The sequence below is a fragment of the Pseudomonas sp. genome (genome assembly GCF_041601375.1).
Taxonomy (GTDB): Bacteria; Pseudomonadota; Gammaproteobacteria; order Pseudomonadales; family Pseudomonadaceae; genus Aquipseudomonas.
On record NZ_JBFIIG010000009.1, the window covers coordinates 26,416 to 52,570 of the forward strand.

Annotated in this window: 23 protein-coding genes and 2 pseudogenes; 11 read left to right on the forward strand and 14 right to left on the reverse strand. The window is 64.9% G+C overall.

Annotation, left to right across the window (positions count from 1 at the left end):
• Positions 1-2 precede the first annotated feature (2 nt).
• Positions 3-968, reverse strand: a complete 966-nt coding sequence (locus ABZE94_RS02680; protein WP_372873987.1) for a TAXI family TRAP transporter solute-binding subunit — start codon at positions 966-968, stop codon at positions 3-5.
• Between the two features lie 223 nt (positions 969-1,191).
• Here ABZE94_RS02680 and ABZE94_RS02685 point away from each other — a divergent pair, with 223 nt between their 5' ends.
• The 5 genes and pseudogenes from ABZE94_RS02685 (at position 1,192) to ABZE94_RS02705 (ending at position 6,637) form a co-directional block, all read left to right on the forward strand.
• Positions 1,192-1,515, forward strand: a complete 324-nt coding sequence (locus ABZE94_RS02685) for a hypothetical protein (RefSeq protein ID WP_372873988.1) — start codon at positions 1,192-1,194, stop codon at positions 1,513-1,515.
• Between the two features lie 142 nt (positions 1,516-1,657).
• Entirely contained in the window at positions 1,658-3,910 is a 2,253-nt protein-coding gene (locus ABZE94_RS02690; RefSeq protein ID WP_372873989.1) for an EAL domain-containing protein, read from the forward strand.
• A gap of 37 nt (positions 3,911-3,947) precedes the next feature.
• Positions 3,948-4,643 (forward strand): annotated as a pseudogene (locus ABZE94_RS02695) (PAS domain-containing protein); the annotation flags it as partial.
• Between the two features lie 342 nt (positions 4,644-4,985).
• A pseudogene (locus ABZE94_RS02700) lies at positions 4,986-5,525 on the forward strand (methyl-accepting chemotaxis protein); the annotation flags it as partial.
• 77 nt (positions 5,526-5,602) lie between these two features.
• Entirely contained in the window at positions 5,603-6,637 is a 1,035-nt protein-coding gene (locus ABZE94_RS02705) for a DUF5924 family protein (RefSeq protein ID WP_372873990.1), read from the forward strand.
• Between the two features lie 117 nt (positions 6,638-6,754).
• Here the strand turns inward: ABZE94_RS02705 and ABZE94_RS02710 are convergent, their stop codons facing one another.
• The 5 genes from ABZE94_RS02710 to ABZE94_RS02730 all read right to left on the reverse strand — a co-directional run bounded on the left by ABZE94_RS02710 (position 6,755) and on the right by ABZE94_RS02730 (position 9,958).
• On the reverse strand, positions 6,755-7,984 hold the full coding sequence (locus ABZE94_RS02710) for a nucleoside recognition domain-containing protein (RefSeq protein WP_372873991.1): 1,230 nt from the start codon (positions 7,982-7,984) through the stop codon (positions 6,755-6,757).
• Positions 7,985-8,165: 181 nt separating this feature from the next.
• On the reverse strand, positions 8,166-8,330 hold the full coding sequence (locus tag ABZE94_RS02715; protein WP_013789335.1) for a DUF1328 domain-containing protein: 165 nt from the start codon (positions 8,328-8,330) through the stop codon (positions 8,166-8,168).
• Entirely contained in the window at positions 8,324-8,605 is a 282-nt protein-coding gene (locus tag ABZE94_RS02720) for a hypothetical protein (RefSeq protein ID WP_372873992.1), read from the reverse strand. The genes ABZE94_RS02715 and ABZE94_RS02720 overlap by 7 nt, the downstream gene beginning before the upstream one ends.
• 2 nt (positions 8,606-8,607) lie before the next feature.
• Positions 8,608-8,868, reverse strand: a complete 261-nt coding sequence (locus tag ABZE94_RS02725; protein WP_372873993.1) for a hypothetical protein — start codon at positions 8,866-8,868, stop codon at positions 8,608-8,610.
• A gap of 253 nt (positions 8,869-9,121) precedes the next feature.
• Positions 9,122-9,958, reverse strand: coding sequence for a BON domain-containing protein (locus ABZE94_RS02730; RefSeq protein WP_372873994.1), 837 nt, complete (start codon positions 9,956-9,958; stop codon positions 9,122-9,124).
• A gap of 232 nt (positions 9,959-10,190) precedes the next feature.
• On the opposite strand from ABZE94_RS02730, the gene algB reads away from it, so the two are divergent.
• Together algB and ABZE94_RS02740 are read left to right on the forward strand one after the other, a co-directional pair.
• Positions 10,191-11,534, forward strand: a complete 1,344-nt coding sequence (gene algB, locus ABZE94_RS02735; RefSeq protein WP_372873995.1) for a sigma-54-dependent response regulator transcription factor AlgB — start codon at positions 10,191-10,193, stop codon at positions 11,532-11,534.
• Complete coding sequence (locus tag ABZE94_RS02740) at positions 11,531-13,306, forward strand: ATP-binding protein (RefSeq protein ID WP_372873996.1); 1,776 nt, start codon at positions 11,531-11,533, stop codon at positions 13,304-13,306. Before algB ends, ABZE94_RS02740 begins: the two co-directional genes overlap by 4 nt.
• Before the next feature lie 81 nt (positions 13,307-13,387).
• Here the strand turns inward: ABZE94_RS02740 and ABZE94_RS02745 are convergent, their stop codons facing one another.
• Together ABZE94_RS02745 and ABZE94_RS02750 are read right to left on the reverse strand one after the other, a co-directional pair.
• Entirely contained in the window at positions 13,388-14,164 is a 777-nt protein-coding gene (locus ABZE94_RS02745) for an N-acetylmuramoyl-L-alanine amidase (protein ID WP_372873997.1), read from the reverse strand.
• Complete coding sequence (locus ABZE94_RS02750) at positions 14,161-14,754, reverse strand: MarC family protein (RefSeq protein WP_372873998.1); 594 nt, start codon at positions 14,752-14,754, stop codon at positions 14,161-14,163. The genes ABZE94_RS02745 and ABZE94_RS02750 overlap by 4 nt, the downstream gene beginning before the upstream one ends.
• A 158-nt stretch (positions 14,755-14,912) precedes the next feature.
• Between ABZE94_RS02750 and ABZE94_RS02755 the strand changes: the two genes are divergently transcribed.
• Positions 14,913-16,331, forward strand: a complete 1,419-nt coding sequence (locus ABZE94_RS02755) for a DASH family cryptochrome (RefSeq protein ID WP_372873999.1) — start codon at positions 14,913-14,915, stop codon at positions 16,329-16,331.
• Positions 16,332-16,642: 311 nt separating this feature from the next.
• Here ABZE94_RS02755 and ABZE94_RS02760 read toward each other — a convergent pair whose 3' ends face one another.
• The 5 genes from ABZE94_RS02760 to ABZE94_RS02780 form a co-directional block, all read right to left on the reverse strand.
• A complete protein-coding gene (locus tag ABZE94_RS02760; RefSeq protein ID WP_372874000.1) occupies positions 16,643-18,568 on the reverse strand; it encodes a diguanylate cyclase in 1,926 nt (641 codons plus the stop codon).
• Positions 18,565-19,431, reverse strand: a complete 867-nt coding sequence (locus tag ABZE94_RS02765) for an endonuclease/exonuclease/phosphatase family protein (protein ID WP_372874001.1) — start codon at positions 19,429-19,431, stop codon at positions 18,565-18,567. The genes ABZE94_RS02760 and ABZE94_RS02765 overlap by 4 nt, the downstream gene beginning before the upstream one ends.
• A 21-nt stretch (positions 19,432-19,452) precedes the next feature.
• Positions 19,453-20,079: a thiol:disulfide interchange protein DsbA/DsbL gene (locus tag ABZE94_RS02770; RefSeq protein WP_372874002.1), complete on the reverse strand. Its 627-nt coding sequence runs from the start codon at positions 20,077-20,079 to the stop codon at positions 19,453-19,455.
• 376 nt (positions 20,080-20,455) lie between these two features.
• Positions 20,456-21,061: a cytochrome c gene (locus ABZE94_RS02775; RefSeq protein WP_372874003.1), complete on the reverse strand. Its 606-nt coding sequence runs from the start codon at positions 21,059-21,061 to the stop codon at positions 20,456-20,458.
• A gap of 177 nt (positions 21,062-21,238) precedes the next feature.
• Positions 21,239-21,529 carry a cytochrome c5 family protein gene (locus tag ABZE94_RS02780; protein ID WP_372874004.1) on the reverse strand — a complete coding sequence of 97 codons (291 nt, stop codon included), beginning with the start codon at positions 21,527-21,529 and terminating at the stop codon, positions 21,239-21,241.
• 248 nt (positions 21,530-21,777) lie between these two features.
• On the opposite strand from ABZE94_RS02780, the gene yihA reads away from it, so the two are divergent.
• The gene (gene yihA, locus ABZE94_RS02785) at positions 21,778-22,428 is read left to right on the forward strand and encodes a ribosome biogenesis GTP-binding protein YihA/YsxC (RefSeq protein WP_372874005.1); all 651 of its coding nucleotides are present in this window, start codon (positions 21,778-21,780) and stop codon (positions 22,426-22,428) included.
• Between the two features lie 318 nt (positions 22,429-22,746).
• On the opposite strand, the gene polA is transcribed toward yihA, so the two are convergent.
• Positions 22,747-25,566: a DNA polymerase I gene (gene polA / locus ABZE94_RS02790; RefSeq protein WP_372874006.1), complete on the reverse strand. Its 2,820-nt coding sequence runs from the start codon at positions 25,564-25,566 to the stop codon at positions 22,747-22,749.
• A gap of 74 nt (positions 25,567-25,640) precedes the next feature.
• Between polA and ABZE94_RS02795 the strand changes: the two genes are divergently transcribed.
• Positions 25,641-25,925 (forward strand): DUF2782 domain-containing protein, encoded by a 285-nt coding sequence (locus ABZE94_RS02795; RefSeq protein ID WP_372874007.1) that lies wholly within the window; start codon positions 25,641-25,643, stop codon positions 25,923-25,925.
• A 15-nt stretch (positions 25,926-25,940) separates the two neighbouring features.
• A partial coding sequence (locus ABZE94_RS02800) for a phosphotransferase (protein ID WP_372874008.1) occupies positions 25,941-26,155 on the forward strand: 215 nt, incomplete at its 3' end.

The window sequence follows — 26,155 nt, forward strand, 5'->3', positions numbered from 1 at the left end:
GCTTACATCCAGCCACGTTCCTTGTAGTAACGCACGGCGCCGTCATGCAGCGGCGCGGTCAGGCCGGCCTCGATCATCTCGGCTTCCTTGAGATCGGCAAAGGTCGGGTGCAGGCGCTTGAACCGCTCGAGGTTGTCGAACACCGCCTTGACCAGCTGGTAGACCACTTCCGGGTCGACCTGAGCGGTGGTGGAGAGCACGGCCTTGACGCCAATCGAGGGGATCGCCGCATCGTTGCCGCGGTACAGGCCGCCGGGGATTTCGGCCTTGGTGTAGTAGGTTTTTTCGGCCAGCAGCTGGTCGATCTCGGGTCCGGCTACCGGCACCAGCACCGCGGCGGTGATGGTGGTGGCCTCCTGGATCGCGCCATTGGGGTGGCCGACGAAGTAGCTCATGGCGTCGATGTTATTGTCGCCCAGGGCGCTAGCCTGCTCGGCCGGCTTGAGCTCGCTGGACAGGGCAAACACCGACATCTCCCAGCCCTTGACCCGCAAGATTTCCTCGAGGGTGTCGCGCTGCCCGGAACCCGGGTTGCCGACGTTGACGCGCTTGCCCTTGAGGTCGTCGAAGCTGGCGACCTTGGCGTCGTGGCGGGCGAGGATGGTGAACACCTCGCTCTGCAAGGAAAACAGCGCACGGATATCGTCCATCGCACCCTCGCCGTCGAACGGCGCTAGCCCGTTGAGCGCCTTGAACTGGTGGTCCGACTGCATGATGCCGAAGTTGAACTCGCCGCTGCGCAGGCCATTGACGTTGGCCACGCCGCCGCCACTGACCGGGGCGTTGCACTTGATGCCGTGGGCGCCACGGTTGACGAAGCGGCAGATCGCCTGCCCCGCCACGTAGTAGATCCCGGTCTGACCGCCGGTGCCGATGGTGACGACTTGTTCTTCGGCCTGTACCGCGCCACTCAGGGTGATAGCCGCGAGTGCCGCCGACAGGGCCCATGCCAGGGATTTGCCTTTCATGGGAGTGCTCCTTTTCTGATTATTGTCGTTGCGCTGCGCAAAGCTCGTGGGTGGCGCCGCAAGCCAGAAAGTCTAACCCTTCGGACAGAATTTTCACTGAACAATGCACTTCTAGCGGGGAATCGGCTAACCAGGTACAAGCCCGCACGACACTGATCCCAGTCAATAGCAACGCGGGCCAGGCGCGCTAGCCTTGATGGCAATTAGCCACTGAGTTGTCGCCATGATCCAGACCCGCCTGCTCGTGACCCTGCCCAAAGCGCAATGCGCCAATCGGGTACGGCAAATACTCCAGGCCCAGGCGCCAGGCTGCGAAGTGCTCGGTCAGCCGCGCGACTGCAGCCAGGCCCCAGGCTGCCATTGGTTGCAGGCACTGCCGCCGCACCAGACCGGTGCAGTACTGGCCCTGCTCAGCGATGCGGTGGAGGTGCTGGAACAGACCCGGCATGCCTTCAAGTCGGCGCAACTGGCGCAGCTGCGTAAACGCCTGAACCGCATGCTGGAGGACTTGTCGGACAATCCCGAATCGGGTAAAACCACACTTTAGTAGTGGTTTTTCGCTTCGGCGCAAACCAGCTTTGCCGGGCAGGGCATATGGACCTGCAAGACAGAGCGCCGAGGTTAGTCATTTGCTGCAGATGACTCGCCTCGGCGCTTTTTTTTGCGCTGCGAAATGTAAAGGACTCCCCATGGGCAACGAACAAGAATTCCAGGAACTGCTCCAGCACGTCGGCCTCGACCGCGAAGAAATCATCCAGCGTCTGCGCTTTCTCGACTGGAGCGCCGCCGATGTCGAGCAGCTCAGCCGCCACGGCGCTGGGCTGCAGCCGGCCCACTCCGGCTTCCTCGAGCAGCTCTACCGGCGCCTCGGCGAGTTCCCGGCGACCGCCGCCATCGTCAACGACCCGGCCACCATCAGCCGCCTCAAGCACAGCCAGGGCGATTACTACCAGCGCCTGTGGAATGGCCCCTACGATCAGAGTTACGTGCTCGACCGCCTGCGCATCGGCTGGGTCCACCAGAAGATCGGCGTCGACCTCAAGTGGTACCTGGGCGCCTACCGCCTGTACCTGGCCGAGATGCTCGACGGCCTGCTCGGCGAGCACCCGGCCAGCGCCGGCTTCGCCAGCCTGCTGAAGGCGGTGTTCTTCGACATCGGCCTGGCCCTGGACACCTACAGCGCCGCGCAACGCAAGGCCCTGGAAGACAGCGAGGCGCGCTTCGCCCGCGCCCTGCGCGGTGCCAACGACGGGCTCTGGGACTGGCATGTCGATCACGACCAGCTGTACCTCTCCGAGCGCTGGGCGGGCATGCTCGAGCTGCACCGCGACCAGCTCGGCAGCGGCAGCGCCGGCTGGTTCGCCCGCGTCCATCCGGACGACCTCGGCGGCCTGCGCCGGGCCATAGACGCCCACCTGCAGGGCAGCACGGCTTCGCTGCACCACGAGTACCGCATCCGCCGGCAGAACGGCAGCTACCTGTGGGTGCTGGTGCGCGGCGTCGCCGAGCAATTCGCTCAGGGCCAGCGGCGCATGGCCGGCTCGCAGACCGATATCAGCCAGCGCCGCGCCGCCCAGGAGCAACTGCAGCACGCCGCCCGCCACGACTCGCTCACCGGCCTGGCCAACCGCGAGCGCCTGACCGAGCTGCTGGCTCAGGCCATGCAACGTCAGGGCCGGGCCGGTGCGCGCGAGGCGGCCCTGCTGTTCATCGACCTGGACCGTTTCAAGCTGATCAACGACAGCCTCGGTCATCATATCGGCGACCATGTGCTGGTGGAGGTGGCGCGCCGCCTCGGCCATTGCCTACGTCCCGGCGATCACCTGAGCCGTTTCGGCGGCGACGAGTTCGTGGTCCTGCTCGACGATCTCGCCTGCATCGCCGATGCCGAGCGGGTGGCCCAGCGCATGCTGGACAGCCTGCAGCCGCCGCTGCAGGTGCAGGAGCACCAGCTGGTGGTCAGCATCAGCATCGGCATCGCCGCCCTCAGAGAGGGAAACGCCGGTCTCGATTCGCTGCAAGCCGCCGACCTTGCCCTGTACCGCGCCAAGGCCGCCGGCAAGGCGCAGTTCGCCCGCTACAGCGCCGAAATGCAGGCCCAGGCCCAGCATCAGCTGGAACTGCAGAGCGCCCTAAGCCGTGCGCTGGCCAGGGACGAATTCAGCCTGGTCTATCAGCCCATCTGCCAGCTGGAGCAGGAGCATCCCGCCCTTGTGGCCGTGGAAGCGCTGTTGCGCTGGCAGCACAAGGGTCAGGCGGTTGCCCCGCTGGAGTTCATTCCCTGCCTGGAAGAGTCCGGAGGGATACTGGCGGTCGGTGACTGGGTGCTGCGCCAGGCCTGCGTGCAGGTGCGCCACTGGCAACTGGCTGGCCAGGCTGGGTTGCGTTGCTCGGTCAACCTGTCGATCCGGCAATTGCAACAGGCCGACTTTGCCGCGCGGGTCGCCGATATCCTGCGCGAGAGCGGCCTGCCGCCGGCCAGCCTGGTGCTGGAAATCACCGAAAGCCAGCTGATGGAAGACAGTGCCCAGACCCTGGCCTGCCTGCGTGAACTGGCCAGCCTGGGTATCCAGTTGGCGCTGGACGATTTCGGTACAGGCTACTCCTCGCTCGGCTACCTCAAACGCTTTCCGTTGCACATTCTCAAGGTCGACAAGACGTTCATCAGCGGTACCTCCGCGACTGGCGACTCGCAGCTGATCAGCCGCGCCATCATCGGCCTGGGCCTGAGCCTTGGCCTGGAGGTGGTGGCCGAGGGCGTGGAGCGCAGCGAACACCTCGACTTCCTGCGCGCCGAAGGCTGTCGCCTGGCCCAGGGCTACTGGTTCAGCCGGCCGCGAGTACCGGCCGAGCTGGAGCGCCTGTTCAGCGGCGAGGACTGCTTCGAGGGCCTCTACTGCCGGCTGCAGCCCCAGCTCGACCCCGCACCTTCATTCCCATAACACTAACGCGCGAGAGAACCGCCCCATGAAGCTCAATATGCCCGTCAGTGGCCGTGCCATCGCAGTCGACGCCCAAGCCAATATCCTTTCCACCACCGACCTCAAGGGGGCGGTGAGCTACGTCAATCCAGACTTCGTCGCCATCAGCGGTTTCACTGAAGCCGAGTTGCTTGGCCACAACCACAACATCGTGCGCCACCCGGACATGCCGCCGCAGGCCTTCGCCGACCTCTGGCGCACGCTCAAGGCGGGACGCTCATGGATGGGTCTGGTGAAGAATCGCTGCAAGAACGGCGACCATTACTGGGTCAGTGCCTATGCGACCCCAGTGCTGCGCAATGGCCAGGTGGTGGAATACCAATCGGTGCGCACGCTGGCATCGGCACCAGGGGTCAAGCGTGCCGAGGGCCTGTACGGCGAACTGCGCGCCGGACGCACCCCGCCACGGTTACGAGCGCCTCGGCTGAGCCTCACGCAACGTCTAAGTCTGCTCTGCGCAGCGCCCGGGCTGATCGTGGCCACGCTGCTCGGGGTCGGCGGCACTCTGCCGCTGCTGCCCGCCCTCGGCGGCACGGCGTTGCTCGCCGGGTTGCTGGCCGGCGTGCTGCACCTTGGCCTGCGGCCGCTGGAGGGCTTGACCGAGCAGGCCCGGGCGATTGCTGACAACCCGCTGAGCCAGCTGGTGTATACCGGCCGCAACGACTGTTTCGGCCAGATTGCCTTCGCCCTGCACAGCCTGCAGGCTGAAACCGGTGCCGTGGTCGGCCGGATGGCAGACTCTGCCCGGCAGCTGAGTGTCGAAGCCGGGCAGTTGGTCGCCGCGGTGGACAGCAGTAGCCAGGCGACCATGCAGCAACAGGGCGAAACCGATCAGGTCGCCAGCGCCATCGGCCAGATGGCCAGTAGCGTGCAGGAGGTAGCGCGGCATGCCCAGCTCAGCGCCAGCGCTGCCGGAGCCGCCGACCTGGAAACCGGCAGCGGTCTGCAGCTGGTCGAACACACCCGGCAGTCGATCGCCGCCCTGGCCAGCGAAGTACAGCAGAGCAGCCAGGTGATCCACCAGCTGGAGTTGCACAGCCAGGAGATCAATCGCGCCCTGGAAGTGATCCAGAGCATTGCCGAGCAGACCAACCTGCTCGCCCTCAACGCCGCGATCGAAGCGGCACGGGCCGGCGAGGCCGGGCGCGGTTTCGCCGTGGTCGCCGACGAAGTGCGCGGCCTGGCCTCGCGCACCCAGCAGTCCACCGCGGAAATCCACGCCATCATCAGCAACCTGCAGCAGGGCACCGGCAACGCCGTGGCGGCCATGAGCCGTAGCCAGCAACAGGCCGAGGCCAGCGTTGCCCATGCGCTACAAGCCGCCCAGGCACTCGAAGGCATCAACCAGCGGGTCGGCCAGATCAGCGACATGAACCTGCAGATCGCCGCCGCCGTCGAGCAGCAGAGCGCCGTCGGCGACGACATCCAGCGCAACCTCAGCGGCATCCGCCTGGCCAGCGAGAGCAACGTGCTGGCCGGCAGCCAGAGCCGCAGCAGCGCCAGCCAGGTCGCCGCCCTGACCGACCGCCTGCAGGCCCTGGTCGAACATTTCTGGGGGCAGAAGCGCAATCACTGATGACCGGCAGGCGGGTCTGAACACAAGCTTCGTGCACAAGGAGTATTCTCCGCTATTCGCCGACCCCGACCATTGCCATGAGCCTACCCTTGACCCTACTCGCGCGCTGGAAAACTCAGCTGCTCAGCCTATTCGCCCTACTCCAGCGCCACCCCGGGCTGGTGGCGATCTTCGGCTTCGCCTCGGGGCTGGCGAGCTTCCTGCTGGTCGAACGCCAGGCCGAACTGGCCCAGGTGCTGGCCACGGTGATGTTGGCCAGCTGGCTGTGGCTGATCCTGGAAAACATCCTGCGTGCGCAGATCGCCCGCTGGTTCGGCTTCGAGCTGCCGCCGCCGCTGCTGCGCTACGCGACCCAGATGATCCACCAGGAAAGCCTGTTCTTCGTCCTGCCGTTCTTCTTCATCACCACCACCTGGAACAGCGGCCAGGCGCTGTTCAGCGGTGTGCTGGCGGTGGCTGCGCTGGTCTCGATCATCGACCCGCTGTACTACAAATGGCTGGCGCCGCGGCGCTGGCTGTTCCTCGCCTATCACACCCTGACACTGTTCGCGGTCATGCTCACCGCCCTGCCGATCATCTTCAAGCTGACCACCCCGCAGAGCTACCAGCTGGCCCTGGCCACCGCGGTGATCCTGTCGTTTCCCAGCCTGATTGGGATCATCACCGTGCAGCGCTGGTGGCGCGGCGGGCTGCTGGTCGGCTTGACCCTGGTGCTGGGGGCGACCGGCTGGCTGGCGCGCTCCTGGGTGCCGCCGGCGACGCTGTGGCTGACCGATGTCGCAGTGACCACCGAGTTCGATGACCGCAACCGCGCACCGGGCACCAGGCTGAAGCAGCTCAGTGTCGCGCAACTGCAAAACCAGGGTCTGTTCGCCTACACCGCGATCAACGCGCCGCGCGGCCTGAACGAACGCATCTACCACGTTTGGCGCCACAACGGCCGGGCCGGCGAGCATATCGCCCTGGACATCCACGGCGGACGCGAGAAAGGCTACCGCGCCTGGACCCACAAGCAGAACTTCCCGAGCGACCCGCTCGGCAACTGGCAGGTGCAGGTCATGACCGAGGCCGGGCAGATGATCGGCGTGCTGCGCTTCAAGGTAGTGGAATAGCCGGCAATCCCGGCTGCTTCACGTTGGTCGGCACCCCGGATTGCATTCGGGCTACGGCAGCGGGGTAGCCACAGCGCCGAAGCGCCCCTGAGCGGTCGAACCTGATGGCTGCGCCGGTCAGCCGAAGAACCAGTAGCACACGCCGATGGCGGCGAGGATGCCAGCCAGGTCGGCGAACAGCGCACAGGCCACGGCGTGGCGGGCACGCTGGATGCCCACCGCACCGAAATACACCGCCAGCACGTAGAAGGTGGTCTCGGTACTGCCCTGCACCGTCGCGGCTAACAGGGCGGGAAAGCTGTCGACGCCGAAGCTCTGCATGGTCTCGATCAGCATGGCCCGCGCCGCGCTGCCGGAGAACGGCTTCATCAGGGCGGTGGGCAGGGCGTCGATGAAGCGGGTGTCCCAGCCCAGCCACTGGACCACGGCGCGCACGCCATCCAGGCCGAAGTCCAGGGCACCGGAGGCGCGCAGCACGCCGATCGCGCAGAGCATGGCGACCAGGTAGGGCAGCAGGCTCTTGGCCACGTCGAAGCCTTCCTTGGCGCCTTCGATAAAGCTCTCGTAGACCGGCACCCGGCGCAGGGCGCCGACCAGCAGAAACAGCAGGATAAGACCGAACAGGGTGAGGTTGCCAAGCAGCGAGGACAGCGCCGCCAGCGCCGTGGCCGAGAGGCCGGCGAGCAGCGCCATGAAGCCGCCGAGCAGCAGCGCACCGGGAATCAGGTAGGCCAGCACCACCGGATCCCACAGGCGCAGGCGCTGCACCAGGGCCACCGCCAGCAGGCCGGCCAGGGTCGAGGCGCTGGTGGCCAGGAGGATCGGCAGGAACACCAGGGTCGGGTCGTCGGCGCCCTGCTGCACCCGGTACATGAAGATCGATACCGGCAGCAGGGTCAGGGACGAGGTGTTGAGCACCAGGAAGAGGATCTGCGCGTTGCTCGCCACCACCTTGCTCGGATTCAGCTCCTGCAGCGCGCGCATGGCTTTCAGGCCGATCGGCGTGGCGGCGTTGTCCAGGCCCAGGCCGTTGGCGGCGAAGTTGAGGGTGATAAAGCCCAGCGCCGGATGGCCGCGCGGCACCTCGGGCATCAGCCGCGCAAACAAGGGCCCCAGGGCGCGGCCGAGGAGGTCGACCAGGCCGGCCTTCTCGGCGATGCGCAGAAAGCCCAGCCACAGGGTCAGGGTGCCGAACAGCACCACCATCACCTCGACCGCCAGCCTGGCCATGGCGAACAGGCTCTCGACCATGGCGGCGAACACCGCCGGATCGTCACCCAGCAACCAGCGCGACAGTGCCGCCAGCGCCGCCACCACGAAAAAGCCCAGCCACAAGCCGTTCAGCATCATCCACCCCCAATCGATGCGCGGATGATAACGCGGCTCAAGGTGGCGGCGTCCAGGTTGTGTGGTGAATGGCGGGGATTAGCCGGACACGACCCTGCCCGAGCATGGCGTCCTGCTATTGGCTCTCAGCTGGGCGCAGTACTCTGCCGGCGCCCCATTGCAGGGCGCCCGCCGTGGATGGCTAGCCCCGTGGGCGGCGGCCCATGATGAACGACACGATGAACATCACCAGAAACACCACGAACAGAATCTTCGCGATACCCGTGGCAGTGCCGGCGATACCACCGAAACCCAGTACGGCAGCGACGATGGCGATGATCAGAAAAGTTATGGCCCAGCTCAACATGGCGTTTCTCCTTGGTGTGTGAGGTCTTGCAAAATATGCTTCGAATTTACAGTCGCGCTGCCGCGCGCGGGCATTGCAAAGACTTTCCCGTCGCGACCTGACCCGCCGCCGCACTGCTGCCGGGGTATGCCATCATCCTGGGCGTGATTGCCCCACAGCCATTGGCCGGCCAGCACCGTGCCGCCGAACATCACGCCGGACAGGAGCAGCAGAGTCGCCAGCAGCAAGACCAACGCACAGAGGGCCGCCTTGCTGGTCTGCAGCTGCATGTACATGGCTAAAACACCCAACTGGCTTTGCGCGAGGGGTCGCTCCAGGTTGGCGCCAGACTGTCGCTGCCGATTTGCTGCACCCGCCGTACCGCCGGCACGGCGCCTGTCGGCAGGCTCGTCGGTAGGGCTGGAGCCGTCAGCACGGCACGAGGCGCGGTCACTTCGGCATCCCGACTCAACACCAAGCCAATCAGCGCCAGCACAAACGCGCTGCCAACCAACAAATACTTATCGCTTGACGCGAGATCGAAATAACGGCGACTCATCCTGAAACTCCTCCCAGTCTTGCCTGGGTTGTCCGCTGCCCGGCCGGCATGGATGCTGGGGCTGGGGCTGGGGCTGGGGCTGATAGCTTGACTAGTGCAGCAGGCGTGCCAGCTAAACTGAAAATAAAAAGACTTTAAGATCAATAAGATAAAAATAAATCCGGCAGCGAATACGGGCATCTTGCACGATCCAGCGCCGACCGCCGGGCGTTTTGCACGACGGCCGACGGAGAGAACGCCCGGCAGTGAAAGCTTAACCCGTGACTTTCAGGCCTGCGGCTTTCACCGACCGCACGCCGCGGATGTTGCGCGCGGTCTCGATTGCCAGCTGCTTCTCGGCCTGGCTCAGCACGCTGCCGCCGAGCGTGACCTGCCCGGCCTTGGTCTCCACTGAGATATTCAGGCCCGAGGTGTTGCGGCTGTAGAGCAGGCTGGATTTGACCTTGCTGGTGATCCAGCTATCGCTGATCACTGCCTTGGCATCAGTCGCAGCGTGCTGTGCTTTTGCCGCTGTTGTATCGGCGGCGCTGACGCTCAGCTGGTTATGCACCTGGCGCACCCCGTCGGTATTGGCCGTCAGGCGTCCGGCCAGCTCCTTGGCCGCCGCCGACTGTGCACTGCCCGTCAGAGTCACCACACCCTTATCGCTGGTCACCTTGATGTCCAGACCTTCGGTGTTGCTGTTCCACAGCAGCTTGGATTTCACCGTGGCGACCAGGGTAGCGTCGTCGAAACGCTGCGCCAGGGTTGGTTCACTGCTGACCGTAGGTTCGATCTTCGGATCGATCTGCAGCTGGTTATCGACCTTGTTCACCCCGTCGATGCCCAGCGCGACCTGCTCGGCGAGGTCGCGCTCGACGGAAGTTTCCACGCTGCCGGTGAGCAGCGCGCTGCCGTTCTCGACATCCACATCGATCTTGAACGGACTGAGGTGACGGTTGAGGGCGAACGCGGTCCAGATCGAACCTTCCTGACGGGCTTCACTGAGCTGGCTGCTCAGATCGCCCTGCTCGGCGTAGGCCGCCAAGGGCATGAAGGCAAACAAACCGGCGGTCGCGGTGGCCAGGGCCAGGGTTTTCAACTGATGCATGGCAGAACTCCTATTGAATCCACTTACCAGCTACCTGCGGCAGCTTTATGTGGGTGGACTCTTGCAGCCCTTGTGCCAGCTCTTTTGATTAAATTAATCCTATAAATATCAGCACCTTATTAAATATATCCAAAAGCCCAAGCATGCAATGTGCAAGATCGCCGCATACTCGTCATGCAACTTGCACGAGAGCGCGGGGACTAATCCTCACATTCAGCCTCTGGAGATGGACATGGACGCAGCACAACCCGGCGGGCGCATCCTGCTGGTCGATGACGAGGCGGCAATCTTGCGCACCTTCCGTTACTGCCTGGAGGACGCCGGCCATCAGGTTGCCACGGCCAGCAGTGCCCATCAGGCTGAAGCGCTGTTGCAACGCCAGGTGTTCGACCTGTGCTTCCTCGATCTGCGCCTGGGCGAGGACAGCGGCCTCGACGTGCTGGCGCAGATGCGCGTGCAGGCGCCCTGGATGCGCGTGGTGATCGTCACCGCCCTGTCAGCGGTGGACATCGCCGTGGATGCCATCCAGGCCGGCGCGGCGGATTACCTGGTCAAGCCCTGCAGCCCCGAGCAACTGCGCATGGCGGCGACCAAACAACTGGAAATACGCTACCTGTCCACCCGCCTGGAAGCCCTGGAAGGCCAGGTGCGCAACCGCAAGCAGGAGCTCGACTCGAACAACCCGACCATGATGGCAATCCTGGAAACCGCACGCCAGGTGGCCGTTACCGACGCCAACATCCTGATTCTCGGCGAGTCCGGCACCGGCAAGGGTGAGCTGGCGCAGGCCATCCATGGCTGGAGCCGGCGGGCGAAAAAGCTCTGCGTGACCATCAACTGCCCCTCGCTGACCGCCGAACTGATGGAAAGCGAACTGTTCGGCCATAGCCGCGGCGCCTTCACCGGAGCCAGCGAAAGCACCCTTGGCCGCGTCAACCAGGCCGACGGCGGCAGCCTGTTCCTCGACGAGATCGGCGACTTCCCGCTGACCCTGCAACCCAAGTTGCTGCGTTTCATCCAGGATCGGCAATACGAGCGGATCGGCGACCCGGTGACACGCCAGGCCGACGTGCGCATCCTCGCCGCCACCAATCGCATCCTCGGCGAGATGGTCAAGGACGGTCAGTTCCGTGAAGACCTGCTCTACCGCCTCAACGTCATCACCCTCAACCTGCCGCCGCTGCGCGAGCGCAGCGAAGACCTGCTGCCCTTGGCCGAGCGCTTTCTCGCCCACTTCGTCGAGGAATATGCCCGCCCGGCGCGCGATTTCAGTGACGCGGCACGCGCGGCTTTGCTGGCCTACCACTGGCCGGGCAACATTCGCGAACTGCGCAATGTGATCGAGCGCGCCAGCATCATCTGCACCCAGCCACTGGTCGAGGTCAGCCACCTTGGCCTCGGTGGGCAGCTGCCCGGCAGCGGTCCGCGAGTCGGCGCCGCGATGAGCCTGGAAGCACTGGAGAAAGCCCATATCGGCGCGGTGCTGGCCAGCAGCGAAACCCTCGACCAGGCGGCCAAGACCCTGGGCATCGATGCCTCGACCCTGTACCGCAAACGCAAGCAGTTCAACCTGTGAAGCTGCGCGGCCGGCTCTTCCTCAACAGCAGCGCACTGATCACCGTGGCCTTGCTCGGCCTGCTGCTGGGCATGTTCAGCGTATTGCAGCTGACCAAGACGCAAAACCAGGCGATGACCCACAACCTGAGCATGCTCGACGCCACCCTCGGCCTGCGCCTGGAAGTGGGCAAGCAGCTGGTCCTGCTGCTGCCGGAAAACCTCGACCGCCAGGCCTTGCAGGCTTCCGATCGGCGCTTCAACGACTGGCTCGAGCAGATCCGCGCAGGCGCCCAGGACGACAGCGACCGCCAGGCCCTGAGCGAGATCCAGCGCGCTTACGCGCTCTTTGAGCAGCTGCTGGAAAAGCCCTTTTTGGCGCGCCAGGCATTGCTCGGCTCCACCACCTTCGGCCAGTCGGTGGAAGACCTGCGCGAGCGCATCAATGCCGTGCAACTGCGCTATTTCGCCGAACTGCAAAGCTCCGAACAGCGCTCACAGGAGCGCGCCACCCTGATTGTCGGACTGCTCGGCCTGATCGGGCTGGCCGTGCTGCTGGTCGGTTTCGTCACCGCGCACAGCATCGCTCAGCGCTTCGGCCAGCCGCTGGAGGCCCTGACGCTGGCGGCCGAGCGGATCAGCCAGGGCGACTTCCAGGTCAACCTGCCGCCTTCACCGGTCGCCGAACTGTCGTCCCTGAGCCAGCGTTTCGGGGTGATGGCCGAGTCGCTCAGGCAATTCAAGAACAGCGATGTCGAGACCCTGCTCACCGAGCAGCGGCGCTTGCAGGCGGTGCTCGACAGCATCGACGACGGCCTGCTGATTTTCGACCGCGGCGGTCTGCTCGATCACTTCAATCAGGTTGCCCAGCGCCAGCTCGGCTGGTACGACCAACCGCGCGGCGTGAGCATCGGCCAGGCCCTGCAGCGCCCGGGACTGGAAGAGCAGTTGCAACGGGTCATGCGCGGCGAAGGCCTGGAACAGGCCCCGGAAGACCTGGAAGTCGAAGCCGACGGTGAAACCCGCCTGCTGACCTACCGGCTGACCCCGGTCAGCCTCAGCGACGAACGGATTCACGGTGCGGTGATGGTGCTGCACGACGTCACCGAGCAACGCGCCTTCGAGCGCGTACGCAGTGAATTCGTCCTGCGCGCCTCGCATGAGTTGCGCACCCCGGTGACCGGCATGCTCATGGCCTTCGCCCTGCTGCAGGAACGCCTGCACTTCCCCGCCGAGGCGCGCGAGAGCAAGCTGCTGCTCACCGTCGACGAAGAAATGCGCCGCCTGCTCCTGCTGATCAATGACCTGCTGAATTTCTCGCGCTACCAGAACGGCCTGCAACAGCTCGACAGGCGCCCCTGCGACCTCGAGCGCCTGCTGCAGCAGGCGCAACAGCGCTTCGCCGCCCAGGCCGCCGAGCGCGGGGTCACGCTCAGTGTCGAGGTCGAAGGCGTGCTGCCGGAGATCGATCTGGATCGCCTGCAGATCGAGCGCGCCCTCGACAACCTGCTCGGCAACGCCCTACGCCACAGCCACGTCGACGGGCAGATCCGTCTGCAGGCACGGCGCCAGGGGCAACGGGTGATCCTGGCCGTCGAGGATGATGGCGAGGGCATTCCCTACAGCCAGCAGGCGCGGGTATTCGAGCCGTTCGTCCAGGTCGGCCGCAAGACCGGTGGCGCAGGCCTCGGCCTGGCGCTGTGCAAGGAGATCGCCCAACTGCACGGCGGGCGCATCGGCGTGCGGTCGCGACCGGGACAGGGCGCGCGCTTCTATCTGGAGCTGCCGCTCTGATGCCAGCCGCCGGCAAACACTCGGCGGCGGTGAACATCACCAACGTGGCCCAGCTCGAAGCTGTCGGGTGGGCCGGGCCTCTCAGGGCTGGCGGTTGAGCACCAGCAACAGCGCCGCCGTCTCGGCATCCGGCTCACCGTCGTAGCGCGCCTGGCGGTACTTCATCTGGAAGGCGGCCAGCACATTGCGCGTGGCCTCATCCAGCTCGCCATGCTTGGGCACCCGATAGCCCTGACGCTGCAGCTGCTGCTGAAACCAGGCCACCGTGGGCAGGCTCTTGGCGAACAAGGCCTGCTGCTGCGCCACGGCCTGGGCGTCCGGCCAGGGCAGCAGACCTGCGTCGGCCAGGCGTTTCCAGGGGAACAGCGGCCCCGGATCGACCTTGCGCTGCGGCGCCACGTCGCTGTGGCCGAGAATGCTGCCGAGGGGCAGTTGATGGCGCCGCACTATGTCCTCGAGCAGTTCGATCAGCGCGTCGATCTGCGCCGGGGCGTAGGGTTGCCAGTAGCGCCCGGTGGGGCTTTCGTAGTAGCCCTGGTTGACCAGTTCGATGCCGATCGAGGTGCCATTGAGCCAGGTGCGCCCCTGCCACTGGCTGTCGCCGACGTGCCAGGCACGGCGGTTTTCATCGACCAGGCGGTAGATGGTCGGCGGCGCAGCGCCGATCAGGTAATGGCTGCTGACCTCTTCCTCGGTCAGCAGGCGCAAGGAGCGCGGCAGATCGGTCGAGGTGTAGTGCAGGATGATGTACTGCACCCGGCTGTTCTGACCGATCGCGGTGTAGCGGTCGTCGATCCGCGGACCGCTGGCACAACCGGCGAGCAGGATGAGTAACAGGGCAAGGCAAAGGACTCTCATGGACGGATATGCAACACGCTTTGCAGGTTATCCAACAGCATGTCGACGCTGAGCATGATCAACAGCATGCCCATCAGTCGCTCTACTGCGGTCAGCCCGCGGGGGCCGAGGAAACGCTGCAGGAACGAGGCCTGCAACAGGATGAAGGCGGTCGCCGCCCAGGCCAGCAGTACCGCGGCGTAGAGTTCCCAGAGCGGCCCTTCATGGGTATTGCGCAGGGTCATCAACACCGCCAGGGCCGAGGGCCCGGCCACCGCCGGGGTGACCAAGGGTACCAGCATGGGCTCGCCGTCCGGAGTATCGCCGAGCAGCCCCTGCGGGCCGGGGAAGATCATGCGCATGGCGATCACGAACAGGATGATACCGCCGGCAATCGCGATTGCCTCGCGCGACAGGCCGAGGGCGTTGAGGGCTTTGTCACCAAAGGTAAGGAACAGCAGGAGCAAGGCCAGGGCACAGAGCAACTCGCGCCCCGCCACCCACAGCCGGCGCTTGGGCGCGACATTCTTCAGCGCGGCGATATAGATCGCGATATTGCCGAACGGATCGGTCACCAGAAAGATCAACACCGCGATACCGAAAATATCCATGCAGCACTCCTCGACAGGTCACGACAGTCTAATGTTGTAGTAGGCGTGAGTCTGTCGGCAAAACGCCTTCGTCAGGCGAATCGGCGGCAGTTGCATACTCGCTGCACCATCGCCTGTGCCCCGGCCATTTTGCCAGACCGCCGTTCGAGGAACCCACCATGCGCGCACTGCTGTGGTTCAAACTGGATCTGCGCCTCGACGATCACCCGGCCCTGCAGGCCGGACTGAGTGCCGAATGCCTGCTGCCGGTATTCGTCTTCGACCCGGCGCAGCTGCAGTCCTGCGCCTTCGGCAGCCGCCGGCTCGGCGTGCACCGGGCGCGCTTTCTCCTGGAGAGCCTGACGGCGCTGAACGGCGCGCTGCGCCAGCGCGGTTCGCACTTGCTGGTTCTGCCGGGCACGCCAGAGCAGGTGATCCCCCGGCTGGTCAAACAGTTCGAGCTGGACCGGGTGCTGACCCTGGAAGAGATCGCCCCAGACGAGCGCGCGCAACTGGCCCGCGTGCAAGGCGCGCTTGCTGGGGTCGCCCTGCAGCAAGTGCCCGGCAACAACCTGTTGCACGCCGAGGAACTGCCCTGTGCCCTCGAACGACTGCCGCATGTGTTTAGCCAGTTCAAGAACCTGGTCGAGGAACGCCTGCACGTGTTCCAGCCGCGCCCCGCGCCATACCGCCTGCCATCCCTGCCGGACGGCGCGCAGGCGCTGCTGCAAGCCTTGCCCAGCCTGTCCCGGCTGGGTCTGGGCGAGCCGCTCAGCGTGCCGGCCAGCGCCTTCCCGTTTTCCGGCGGAGAAACCGCGGCCCAGGCACGCCTGCGCGATTACCTGTGGAACAGCCAGGGTGTGCGCCACTACAAAGACACGCGCAACGGCATGATCGGCAGCGAGTATTCGTCGAAATTCTCACCCTGGCTGGCCAACGGCAGCCTCTCGGCCCGGCGGGTGATGGCCGAGTTGCGCCGCCATGAGGCGCAATACGGGCGCAACGATTCGACCTATTGCCTGTGGCTGGAGCTGCTCTGGCGCGACTTCTTGCGCTGGACCCTGGTTCGCCTCGGCAGCGCGCTGTTCAAGGCGGGCGGTCTGAAAGCCACGGAGCATGCCCCGCAACGGCTCGATCACGGCTACCGGCGCTGGTGCCAGGGCCGCACCGGCATGCCCCTGGTGGACGCCAATATGCGCGAACTGGCCGCCACCGGTTTCATGTCCAGCCGCGGCCGCCAGGTCGTCGCCAGCTACCTGATCAATGACTTGCAGCAGGACTGGCGATACGGCGCCGCCTGGTTCGAGGAGCACCTGATCGACTACGACCCGGCGAGCAACTGGGGCAATTGGGCCTACCTCGCCGGTGTCGCCTGCGACCCGCGGCACACGCACCCATTCAACGCCCTGCGCCAGGCCCGCGAATACGATCCGGACGCCACCTACGTCAGCCTCTGGTTGCCGGAACTGCGCCATGTGCCCCAGCATTTGCGCCACACCCCGTTCCTCCTCTCGCAACGGCAACTGGACGCCCTCGACTACCCGCGTCTGGAACAGATTCCAGAGACCTGGCGGCCCTACCTGCCCAGGGCGGCCTGAGGCCCACTGGGGCGCGGAGAACGGGGGATGGGGAAAGATCGAGACCTCCCTCCTGGGAGTGGCTAGACGCCCTTATCAAACAACCCGTATATCATTGATTTTACGGGCTATTACATCCTCTGTAGGAGCGGCTTCAGCCGCGAATTCTTCGCGGCACAGCAAAGCTTCGCGGCCGAAGCGGAACGCCGCCCGGCCGCGCCTACGACGGCGGGCCCCGCGCGCACCCGGTTTGCTGCGCGACCACGCGGCATCGTAGGCGGGGCGGCCGCTCCTGCACGGGGTGGCCAGTGTCCAGCGCCTATCCTGGGGACTCAGCCCGCCTCGACGCAGTTGCGGCCGCCACGCTTGGCCCGGTACAGCGCCTGGTCGGCGCGCTCGAATACCTGCTCGCCGCGCTCGGCGCTGGCGAAGGCAGCGATCCCGGCCGACAGGGTAATGGTCACCCGCTCGCCCCTGAAGTGGAACGGGCAGGCTTCGATGCCGGCCCGCAGGGTTTCCAGCAGCTGCAGGCCACCGGCCAAGGGGGTCGCCGGAATCAGCAGGGCGAACTCCTCGCCGCCGAAGCGGGCGATGAAGTCGGTCTTGCGCAGGCGCTTGTGCAGTTCGCCGGCGATGATCTTCAGCACCTTGTCGCCGGCCAGGTGGCCGTACTCGTCGTTGATCCGCTTGAAGTGGTCGATGTCGACCACCGCCAGCAGCAGTTCGCCGCCGTAGCGTTGCCAGCGCGCCACTTCCAGTTCCAGGCGTTCGTTCCAGGCCGCGCGATTGGGCAGGCCGGTGAGCGGATCGAGCAGGGCTTTCTGCCGTTGCTCCTCCAGGTGCTGACGAAAGCCCTTGGCTTCCTGCTCCATGCTCGCCACCCGCTCGACCAGGGTTTGCAAACGCCCGGCCACCAGTTGCTCACGCTCGTCACGCTGGCGCTGGTATTGCTCCATGGTTCCCAGCAAGCCGTTCAGGCGGTTCTCCACCAGCCCCTTGAGGCTGTGCAGGTCGGTGGCCTGCTGCACGCTGCTGTGCAGACCGTCGACCTGCTGACGCAGTTCGCTATCCAGTTCGCGCGCGGCACCGACCGAATCGGCGTAGCCATCGTGGGCGTCTTGCAAGCCGCCCTGAAAAGTCGCCAGACGTTCATTGAGCTGCTTGAGGTAACCCTCGAACTCGCGCTGGCCGACATCGGCGAGGGCCAGCATCAGCACGGCCAGATCGTCCAGCACCGGCACCAGCTCATACATATTCAACCCGGCCAGAATTCGCTCGCGCAGCAGGTCGGCCTGGTCCTGGTGGCGCTCCGGCAAGGCCAACTCATCCAACAGGCCGAGCAGGGTTGTCTCGACATGCGTGGCGATGGCGCTGTAACCGGGCTCTGGCAGCGACGGCAGGGCGTACTCGGGATCCGCCTCGACAGGCTCGAGCGGTTCTTCAGCGGCGTCCGGCTCTGCTGCCAGCGGCGCCGCCGACGGCAACAGGCCGGCAGGCAATGGCAGGCTGTCGAGCACGCTCGCCGCCGGGGCCGGGGCGTGAACGGCGTTCTCCGCGGCCTGGCCGACGGCACCCGCCGTTGCGTCGTCAACAGAGCGGACGGGTGCTGGCTCTGCCAGGGGCACGACTGCCGATGGCACTGTCAGCGGCGGCAGCGGCGCCACAGGCACAGGCACAGGCACAGGCACAGGCACAGGCCCGGATTCTGGCGCGGGCGGCAGCTCATGGATGGCCGGCGTGCGGCCGGCGAACAGGCGCTGGAGCAAGCCCGGGCGCTCGAGCTGCTCGTGCCCCAGCACTGCCAGGGCCTGTTGTTGCAGAGCACTCAACTCGGCCAGCAACAGGGGCAGTTCGCGCACCTGCTCGGCACGGCTATCGAGCTGCTTGGCATAGTTTTTCAGTGGTTTGCGCACTTCGCGCGGCAGGTCCAGTTCGAGCAACTGGTCGACCAATGCCACCAGTGCGCTGGAAACCTGCCCGACCCGCTGCTGGCGCCGCTGCTCGGAGTCCAGTACGGCTGTTTCCAGACGCGGGATCAGCGCCGCGAGCCCGGCATCCATGTCGTCGCGGCGCAAGATTTCGCGCAGATCCTGCATGCACCGGTCGACCGCTTTGTCGGCCCCCTCGGCCGCCAGGCTGCTGCGCACCAGGCCCCGCCGCAGCAGGTCGAGCCGCGCATCCCAGCTTTGTTCGAGGGTTTCCTGCCGTTCGAGGCTGGCCAGGTATTTGTCTTTCCAGCGCTGGGCGTCGTTGTTCATGCCGGGGACGTGTCCAGTGCGAGCAGCGGCGCGCCACCGATTGTCTCGGGCAGGCGAATTTCCACGGCCACCGGCAGGTGGTCGGAGATCGGCAGGGCCAGCACCTCGAAGCGCTCCAGCACCAGGTCGGGGCTGAGCAGGATATGGTCGAGGCAGCGCTGCGGCCGCCAGCTGGGAAAAGTCGCTTCGATCTGCGGCGCCACCAGGCCGAGGTCGCGCAAGGGCGAGCTCAGCAGCAGGTCGCTGGCGTGGGTGTTCATGTCGCCCATCAGGATCTGATGCCGGTAGCCGCCGATCAACTCGCGGATATAGGCCAACTGGCGGGTGCGGGTTCGCGCGCCGAGCGCCAGGTGCATCATCACCACCACGATGGCGTCCTCGCCTTCGCCGATGCGCAGCAGCATCGCGCCGCGACCCGGCGGGCCGGGCAACGGGTGATCCTCCAGCAGGCTGGGGCGCAGCCGGCTGAGCACGCCATTGCTGTGCTGGGCCAGACGGCCAAGGTTGCGATTGAGCTGCTGGTACCAGTAGGGAAAGGCACCGAGATGGGCCAGGTGTTCGACCTGGTTGACGTAGCCGGAGCGCAGGCTGCCGCCATCGGCCTCCTGCAGGGCGACCAGGTCGTAATCGGCGAGCAGAGTGCCGATGCGCTGCAGATTGCCGGCGCGGCCGATGTGCGGCAGCAGGTGCTGCCAGCTGCGCGTCAGGTAGTGATGGTAGCGCTGGGTGTTGATGCCGACCTGGATGTTGAAGCTGAGCAGGCGCAGGCGCCCGCCGCAGGGCCAATCGTCGGCAGGCGGGCACCGTGGGTTGACCTGCGGGTCACACAGGCCAACCGGACGGCTGGAGGGCCAACGGCGCACCTCAGTTCACGCCCGGGGCGCCTACTGCGCCGCCCGTTCCTTGGCAATCAGGTAATCGGCCACTTCCAGGGCCTGCTTGGCACCGCCGGCGCTGCCGAGGTCGAAGCGATACTTGCCGTTGACGATCATCACCGGCACGCCACTGATCTGGTAAGCCATGCCCAGCTTCTTGGCCTTTTCCATCTGGCTCTTCACGCCGAAGGAGTTGTAGGTCTTGAGGAAGGCGTCCTTGTCGACGCCGTAGCTGGCGAGGTAGTCGGCCATTTCATCCGGGCTCGCCAGCTTCTTGCCTTGCTTGTGGATGGCGCTGAATACCGCGTCATGCACCTTCTGCTCGACCTGCATGCTCTCCAGGGTGATGAACAGCTGGCCGTGGACGTTCCAGGCACCGCCGAACAGGGCGGGGATACGCCGGAAATTGACATCGTCGGGCAACTGCTCGACCCAGGGGTTGATGGTCGACTCGAACTGATAGCAGTGCGGGCAGCCATACCAGAACAACTCGACCACCTCGATCTTTCCGGGCTTGGCTACCGGCACGGGGCTGGTGAGTTCGACATAGTTCTTGCCGGCCACGGGTTCCGCCTGAACAGCCAGCGCGAACAGGCTGCTGACGGCCAGGGCGGCGCAGAGGATCAGTTTACGCATGGGGTACTCCTTGCTTGGATGTTAAGGGCCTGTCAATAAATAACTACGACGCCTTGCTGGTCTTTTCGTCCGCCTTCGGCGTTACGGCAACGCTTACATAGAACCACTATGCGCGCCTTGCCGTGCGACGTGAACGGACCCACTAATGCCGCGGGGGCAGGGATGCCCAGGAGCGGCCTTGAAGGCAAACGAAAATCCGGCGCATTACGTAGCAGTTATTTCTTTCCATGACCTAAGCGTCGCCCAGCGACGAGTCGGAAATCAGACTCTGTGCTGCGGGCCAGGTTCCAATCATTGTAGCGGGCTGACAAACGAAAAAGGGTGGCCGCGGCCACCCTTTTCATTGCAGGTTCTTACGACCTGCCTAGCAAGAGGCTCAGTGCAGACCCTGGATAAAGCTGGATACTGCTTCGATATCCTTGTTGCTCAGCTTGGCGGCGATACCGCGCATGATCATGCTGTCGCCGTCGTTGGTGCGATTGCCTTCACGGAAATCGGTCAACTGCTTGGCCACATAACCGGCATGCTGACCACCGAGTTGCGGGAAACCGGCCGCATCGAGGCCCGCACCATCGGGCGAGTGACAACCGGTGCAGGCGGGCATGCCTTCGTTCAACTTGCCGCCACGGAACAGCGCTTCACCGCGCTCGACCAGTTTCGGGTCGGCGGCGCCCACGCTCATGTTCTGGCTGGCGTAATACGCGGAAATATCGGCCAGATCCTGGTCGCTGAGGTTGTTCAGCAGACCGGTCATTTCCACCACAGACCGGTCACCCGACTTGATGTCGTTCAGTTGCTTGAGCAGGTAACGCTCGCCCTGACCGGCCAGTTTCGGGAAATTCGGTGCAGCACTGTTGCCATCGGCACCGTGGCAAGCGCCACACATGACGACCTTGTCCTGACCGGCAGCAGCGTCGCCAGCGGCCTGGGCCAAACCGGTGATGCCCAGGGTCAACAGCAGACTCACGAGTATTTTATTCATCAACTAATCCAACTACGGCTAAGAGAGAAAGAGTTATCAGGCTGTTGGAAAACTACCTGCATTACCGATGCGTCGTTAAAAACCGGCTAAAAATGCTCATTTACAACACTTTTTCGCCTGTTTTTGCCTAACCTCGGCTGCTTCGCCTACGTTTTCAACGGCCTGTATGGGCCGGATTTACTCGGTCATCCACTGTATGACGGCTTGGTAATCCTCGGCGGTGCAGTCCATGCACAAGCCACGCGGTGGCATGGCATTCAAGCCATTGGTGACGCTCTGTACCAGCACGTCCATGCCTTTGGCCAAGCGAGGTTCCCAAGCAGCCTTGTCGCCTTTTTGCGGCGCCGTCGGCAGCTGGCCGTTATGGCAAGCGCCGCAGGCACGAGCATAGACAGCCTCGGGATCCTGGGCGGCATGGCTATTGAGCGACAACATCAACACACCAGCGGCAAGCAGCATTTTCTTCATCAGATCGGCCTCATCAGGGAGGGGGAACGTCCTGCTTCTAAGGGCAGAGGTTCTCAATCGTTCCCATGAACACTTATCCTGCGAGTGGGACAAAGCGCACACAAAATCTGCGGCATTATATACTGACGCCACTGAAACGGAAACGACGCCGCTTGCCGCGCAGCGTAGCGCCCGGCAGGATGTGCGCAAATGTCGCAAGGGCTGCGCACCTGTAATTTCCATTATGCCCGCCCTCACCGGATACCCTGATGCAAGCTAAGAACCCCATTATCGGCCTGTGCCAACAAGCCACCTTTCAGATCAGTGCCGCCAAGGTCGACCAGTGTCCGGACGACCTGGGCTACGAAGTGGCCTTCGCCGGCCGCTCCAACGCCGGCAAATCCAGCGCGCTGAACACCCTGACCCACGCCAGCCTGGCGCGCACCTCGAAGACCCCGGGGCGTACCCAACTGCTCAACTTCTTCCGCCTGGACGATGAGCGGCGCCTGGTCGACCTGCCCGGTTACGGCTACGCCAAAGTACCTATTCCACTGAAGCTGCACTGGCAGAAGCACCTGGAAGCCTATCTGGGCAGCCGTGAGTGCCTGCGCGGGCTGATGCTGATGATGGATATCCGCAAGCCGCTGACCGAGTTCGACATCTTGATGCTGGACTGGTCGACGGCCAGCGAGATGCCCATGCACATCCTCCTGACCAAGGCCGACAAACTGGCTTTCGGCGCGGCCAAGACCACGCTGCTCAAGGTGCAGCAGGATATCCGCAAGCGCTGGGGCGACCGGGTGAGCATCCAGCTGTTTTCCGCGCCCAAGCGCCAGGGCATCGAAGAAGCCCAGGCGGTGCTGGCCGAATGGTTGCAACTGGGTGAGTTCGCGTTGAGCGAGCCGCAAACCGAAGACTGAGTCGGCGGCCGAGCAGTTTACGGCGGACAAAAAAAATCCCGAGCCTCATATGGGGAGAGAGAAGCTCGGGATCCAAGGATCTGAACCGTTAGGGCGGGGTTCAGATATCTGCCAACACTTAACACAACAAGGAGCATCGAAAGGCTTTCTGGGCCGTTCGTGGATTCTGACTGGTGGAGCAAACACAAAGTTCACTAGCGTCTTAAAATCTATTGGTCATAAGGCATCTGTACTTGATGCCTTAAGGTTTTAAGAGCCAACAAGCCAGGCAACGGCGGCCCCCAGCCGCCGCCTGACTCACCCCGTCAAACCGCCGTTTTAGTGCGCCTCGTCCCAGTTATCGCCCACGCCCACTTCCACCAGCAGCGGCACAGCCAGTTCGGCCGCGCCGCTCATCAGCTGCTTGACCCGCTCGCGTACCTGCTCGACCAGGTCTTCGCGCACCTCCAGCACCAGTTCATCGTGCACCTGCAGGATCACCTTGGCATCCAGCCCGGACTCGCTCAGCCAGGTGTCCACTGCGATCATCGCGCGCTTGATGATGTCCGCGGCGGTGCCCTGCATGGGTGCGTTGATCGCGGTGCGTTCGGCACCCTTGCGCAGGCCCTGGTTGCTCGAACGGATCTCCGGCAGGTACAGCCGGCGGCCGAACAGGGTCTCGACATAGCCCTGCTCGGCGGCCTGCTCGCGGGTGCGTTCCATATAGGCCAGCACCCCCGGGTAGCGGGTGAAGTAACGGTCGATATAGGCCTGCGCCTGCTTGCGGTCGACGCCGATCTGCTTGGCCAGACCGAAGGCGCTCATGCCGTAGATCAGGCCGAAGTTGATCGCCTTGGCGCTACGCCGTTGATCGCCGCTGACCTCGTCCAAAGCTACGCCAAACACCTCGGCGGCGGTGGCGCGGTGCACGTCGCGGTCATGGCGGAAGGCATCCAGCAGGCCTTCGTCCCGGGCCAGGTGGGCCATGATGCGCAACTCGATCTGCGAATAGTCCGCCGCCAGCAATTTGTAGCCGGCGGGCGCGACGAACGCCTGGCGAATGCGCCGGCCCTCGGCGCTGCGGATCGGGATGTTCTGCAGGTTCGGGTCGCTGGACGACAAGCGCCCGGTGGCCGCCACCGCCTGGTGATACGAGGTGTGGATGCGCCCGGTCCGCGGGTTGATCTGCTCCGGCAGGCGGTCGGTGTAGGTGCTCTTGAGCTTGCTCAGGGTGCGGTACTGCATCAGCACCTTGGGCAGCTCGAAGTCCTGCTCGGCCAGTTCGGCGAGCACCGCTTCGGCGGTGGAGGCCTGGCCCTTGGCAGTCTTGCTGATGATCGGCAGGCCGAGTTTCTCGTAGAGGATTACCCCGAGCTGCTTGGGCGACGACAGGTTGAACTCCTCGCCGGCGATGTCGAAGGCCTGGCGCTCCAGCGCCACCAGCTTGTCGCCCAGCTCGACGCTGTGCAGGCCGAGCAGCTTGGCGTCGACCAGCGCACCCCGGCGCTCGATGCGCGCCAGCACCGGCACCAGCGGCATCTCGATCTCGCGCAAGACCCTGGCCAGGCCAGGTTCGGCTTCCAGCTTGGCCCACAGGCACTGGTGCAGGCGCAGGGTCACATCGGCGTCTTCCGCCGCGTAAGGCCCGGCCAGTTCCAGGGCGATCTGGTCGAAGGTCAGCTGCTTGGCGCCCTTGCCGGCGATGTCCTCGAAACGGATGGTGCTGTGGTCGAGGTATTTCAGCGCCAGGCTGTCCATGTCGTGGCGGGTCGCCGTGGAGTCGAGCACGTAGGACTCGAGCATGGTGTCGAAGGCCACGCCCTGTACCGCGATCGGCGTCGAGGCATTGGCGAGGATATTGATGTCGTACTTGGCGTGCTGGCCGACCTTGGCCTTGCGCGGGTCTTCGAGAATCGGCTTGAGCGCCGCCAGCACCTGGTCGCGATCGAGCTGCGCCGGCACGCCCATGTAGGAGTGGGCCAGCGGAATATAGGCGGCCTCGCCAGGCGTGACCGCAAACGAGAGGCCGACCAGCTGCGCCTTCTGTGCGTCGAGGCCAGTGGTTTCGGTGTCGAAGGCGATCAGCTCGGCGCCTTCGAGCTTGGCCAGCCAGCTGTCGAACTGGGCCTGCTCGAGAATCGTCAGGTAGCCAGCCGGGGCCGCGGCCGCGGCGACGCTGGCCGGCTCCGCTTGCGGCGCAGCGCTGGCGGTCAGGCTAAACAGCTCGGCGGCAGGCGCGGCGACGCTGGCGGGTTTGCTGGGCTTGGCAACCTGGCCCTGGTTCTGCCGCAACAGCTGATCGCGCCAGCTCTTGAACTCCAGCTCCTCGTACAGCTCGATCAGCGTGGGCACATCGGCGGCGCCGGGGTGCAGCGCGTCGACCTCCAGGTTCAGGGGCACGTCCAGCTTGATGGTCGCCAGCTCATAGGACAGGTAGGCCATGTCGCGGTGTTCGGTGAGTTTGGCCGCCAGGGTCTTGGCCCCACGGATCGGCAGCCCGGCCACCTTGTCGAGGTTGGCGTAGATCACGTCGAGGCCGCCGCCGAGGCCGACCAGCAGGCCCAGCGCGGTTTTCTCGCCGACCCCCGGCACCCCCGGAATGTTGTCGACCTTGTCGCCCATAAGCGCCAGGTAGTCGATGATCAGCTCAGGACCGACGCCGAATTTCGCTTTCACGCCATCGATGTCATAGACGCTACCGGTCATGGTATTGACCAGCGTAACGTGCGGGCAGACCAGCTGGGCCATGTCCTTGTCGCCGGTGGAAATCACCACGTCGCGGCCTTCGCCGGCGCATTGGCGGGCCAGGGTGCCGATCACGTCATCGGCTTCGACGTTGTCGACGCAGAGCAGCGGGAAGCCCAGCGCCTTGACGCTGGCGTGCAAGGGCTCGACCTGCACGCGCAGGTCGTCGGGCATCGACGGCCGGTTGGCCTTGTACTCGGCGAACAGCGCATCGCGGAAGGTCCCGCCCTTGGCATCGAAGACCACCGCGAAGGGGCTGTCAGGGTACTGCTTGCGCAGGCTCTTGAGCATGTTCAGCACGCCCTTCACCGCCCCGGTGGGCAAGCCCTTGGAGGTGGTCAGCGGCGGCAGGGCATGGAAGGCGCGGTAGAGGTACGAGGAACCGTCGACCAGGACGAGAGGAGCTTGGCTCATGAGCAGGATCAACCTTTTCGGCGGGGGCGGCGTTAGAATGACCGCACCATTGAAAACAAAGGGACAAGGTTACCATGCGCACACTCAATCGCTTGTTGCTGGCCAGCCTGATGGCAGTCATTCCGCTTGCGGCATTTGCCGATGATGCACCCTCGGCCGAGCCGGATGTGACCATCCGCCAGGAAGGCGACCGCACCGTTGAGGAATACCGGGTCAATGGCTTCCTCTATGCAATCAAAATCACCCCCAAGACCGGCAAGCCCTACTTCCTGGTGCGCGCCGATGGCAGTGACGGCAACTTCGTCCGCTCGGACTCGCCGGACATGCTGATTCCATCCTGGGAAATCTTCAAATGGTAAGTTGGCGGTTCTGATATGTCGGTATTCACCCCCTTAGAGCGTCACGAGTTGGAAGCCTTTCTCGCGCCTTATGGCCTGGGTCGCCTGCGCGATTTCCAGGGCATTGCCGCGGGCAGCGAGAACAGCAACTTCTTCGTCAGCCTGGAGCAGGGCGAGTTCGTCCTGACCCTGATCGAGCGCGGCCCCAGCGCCGACCTGCCGTTCTTTATCGAACTGCTCGATGTCCTGCA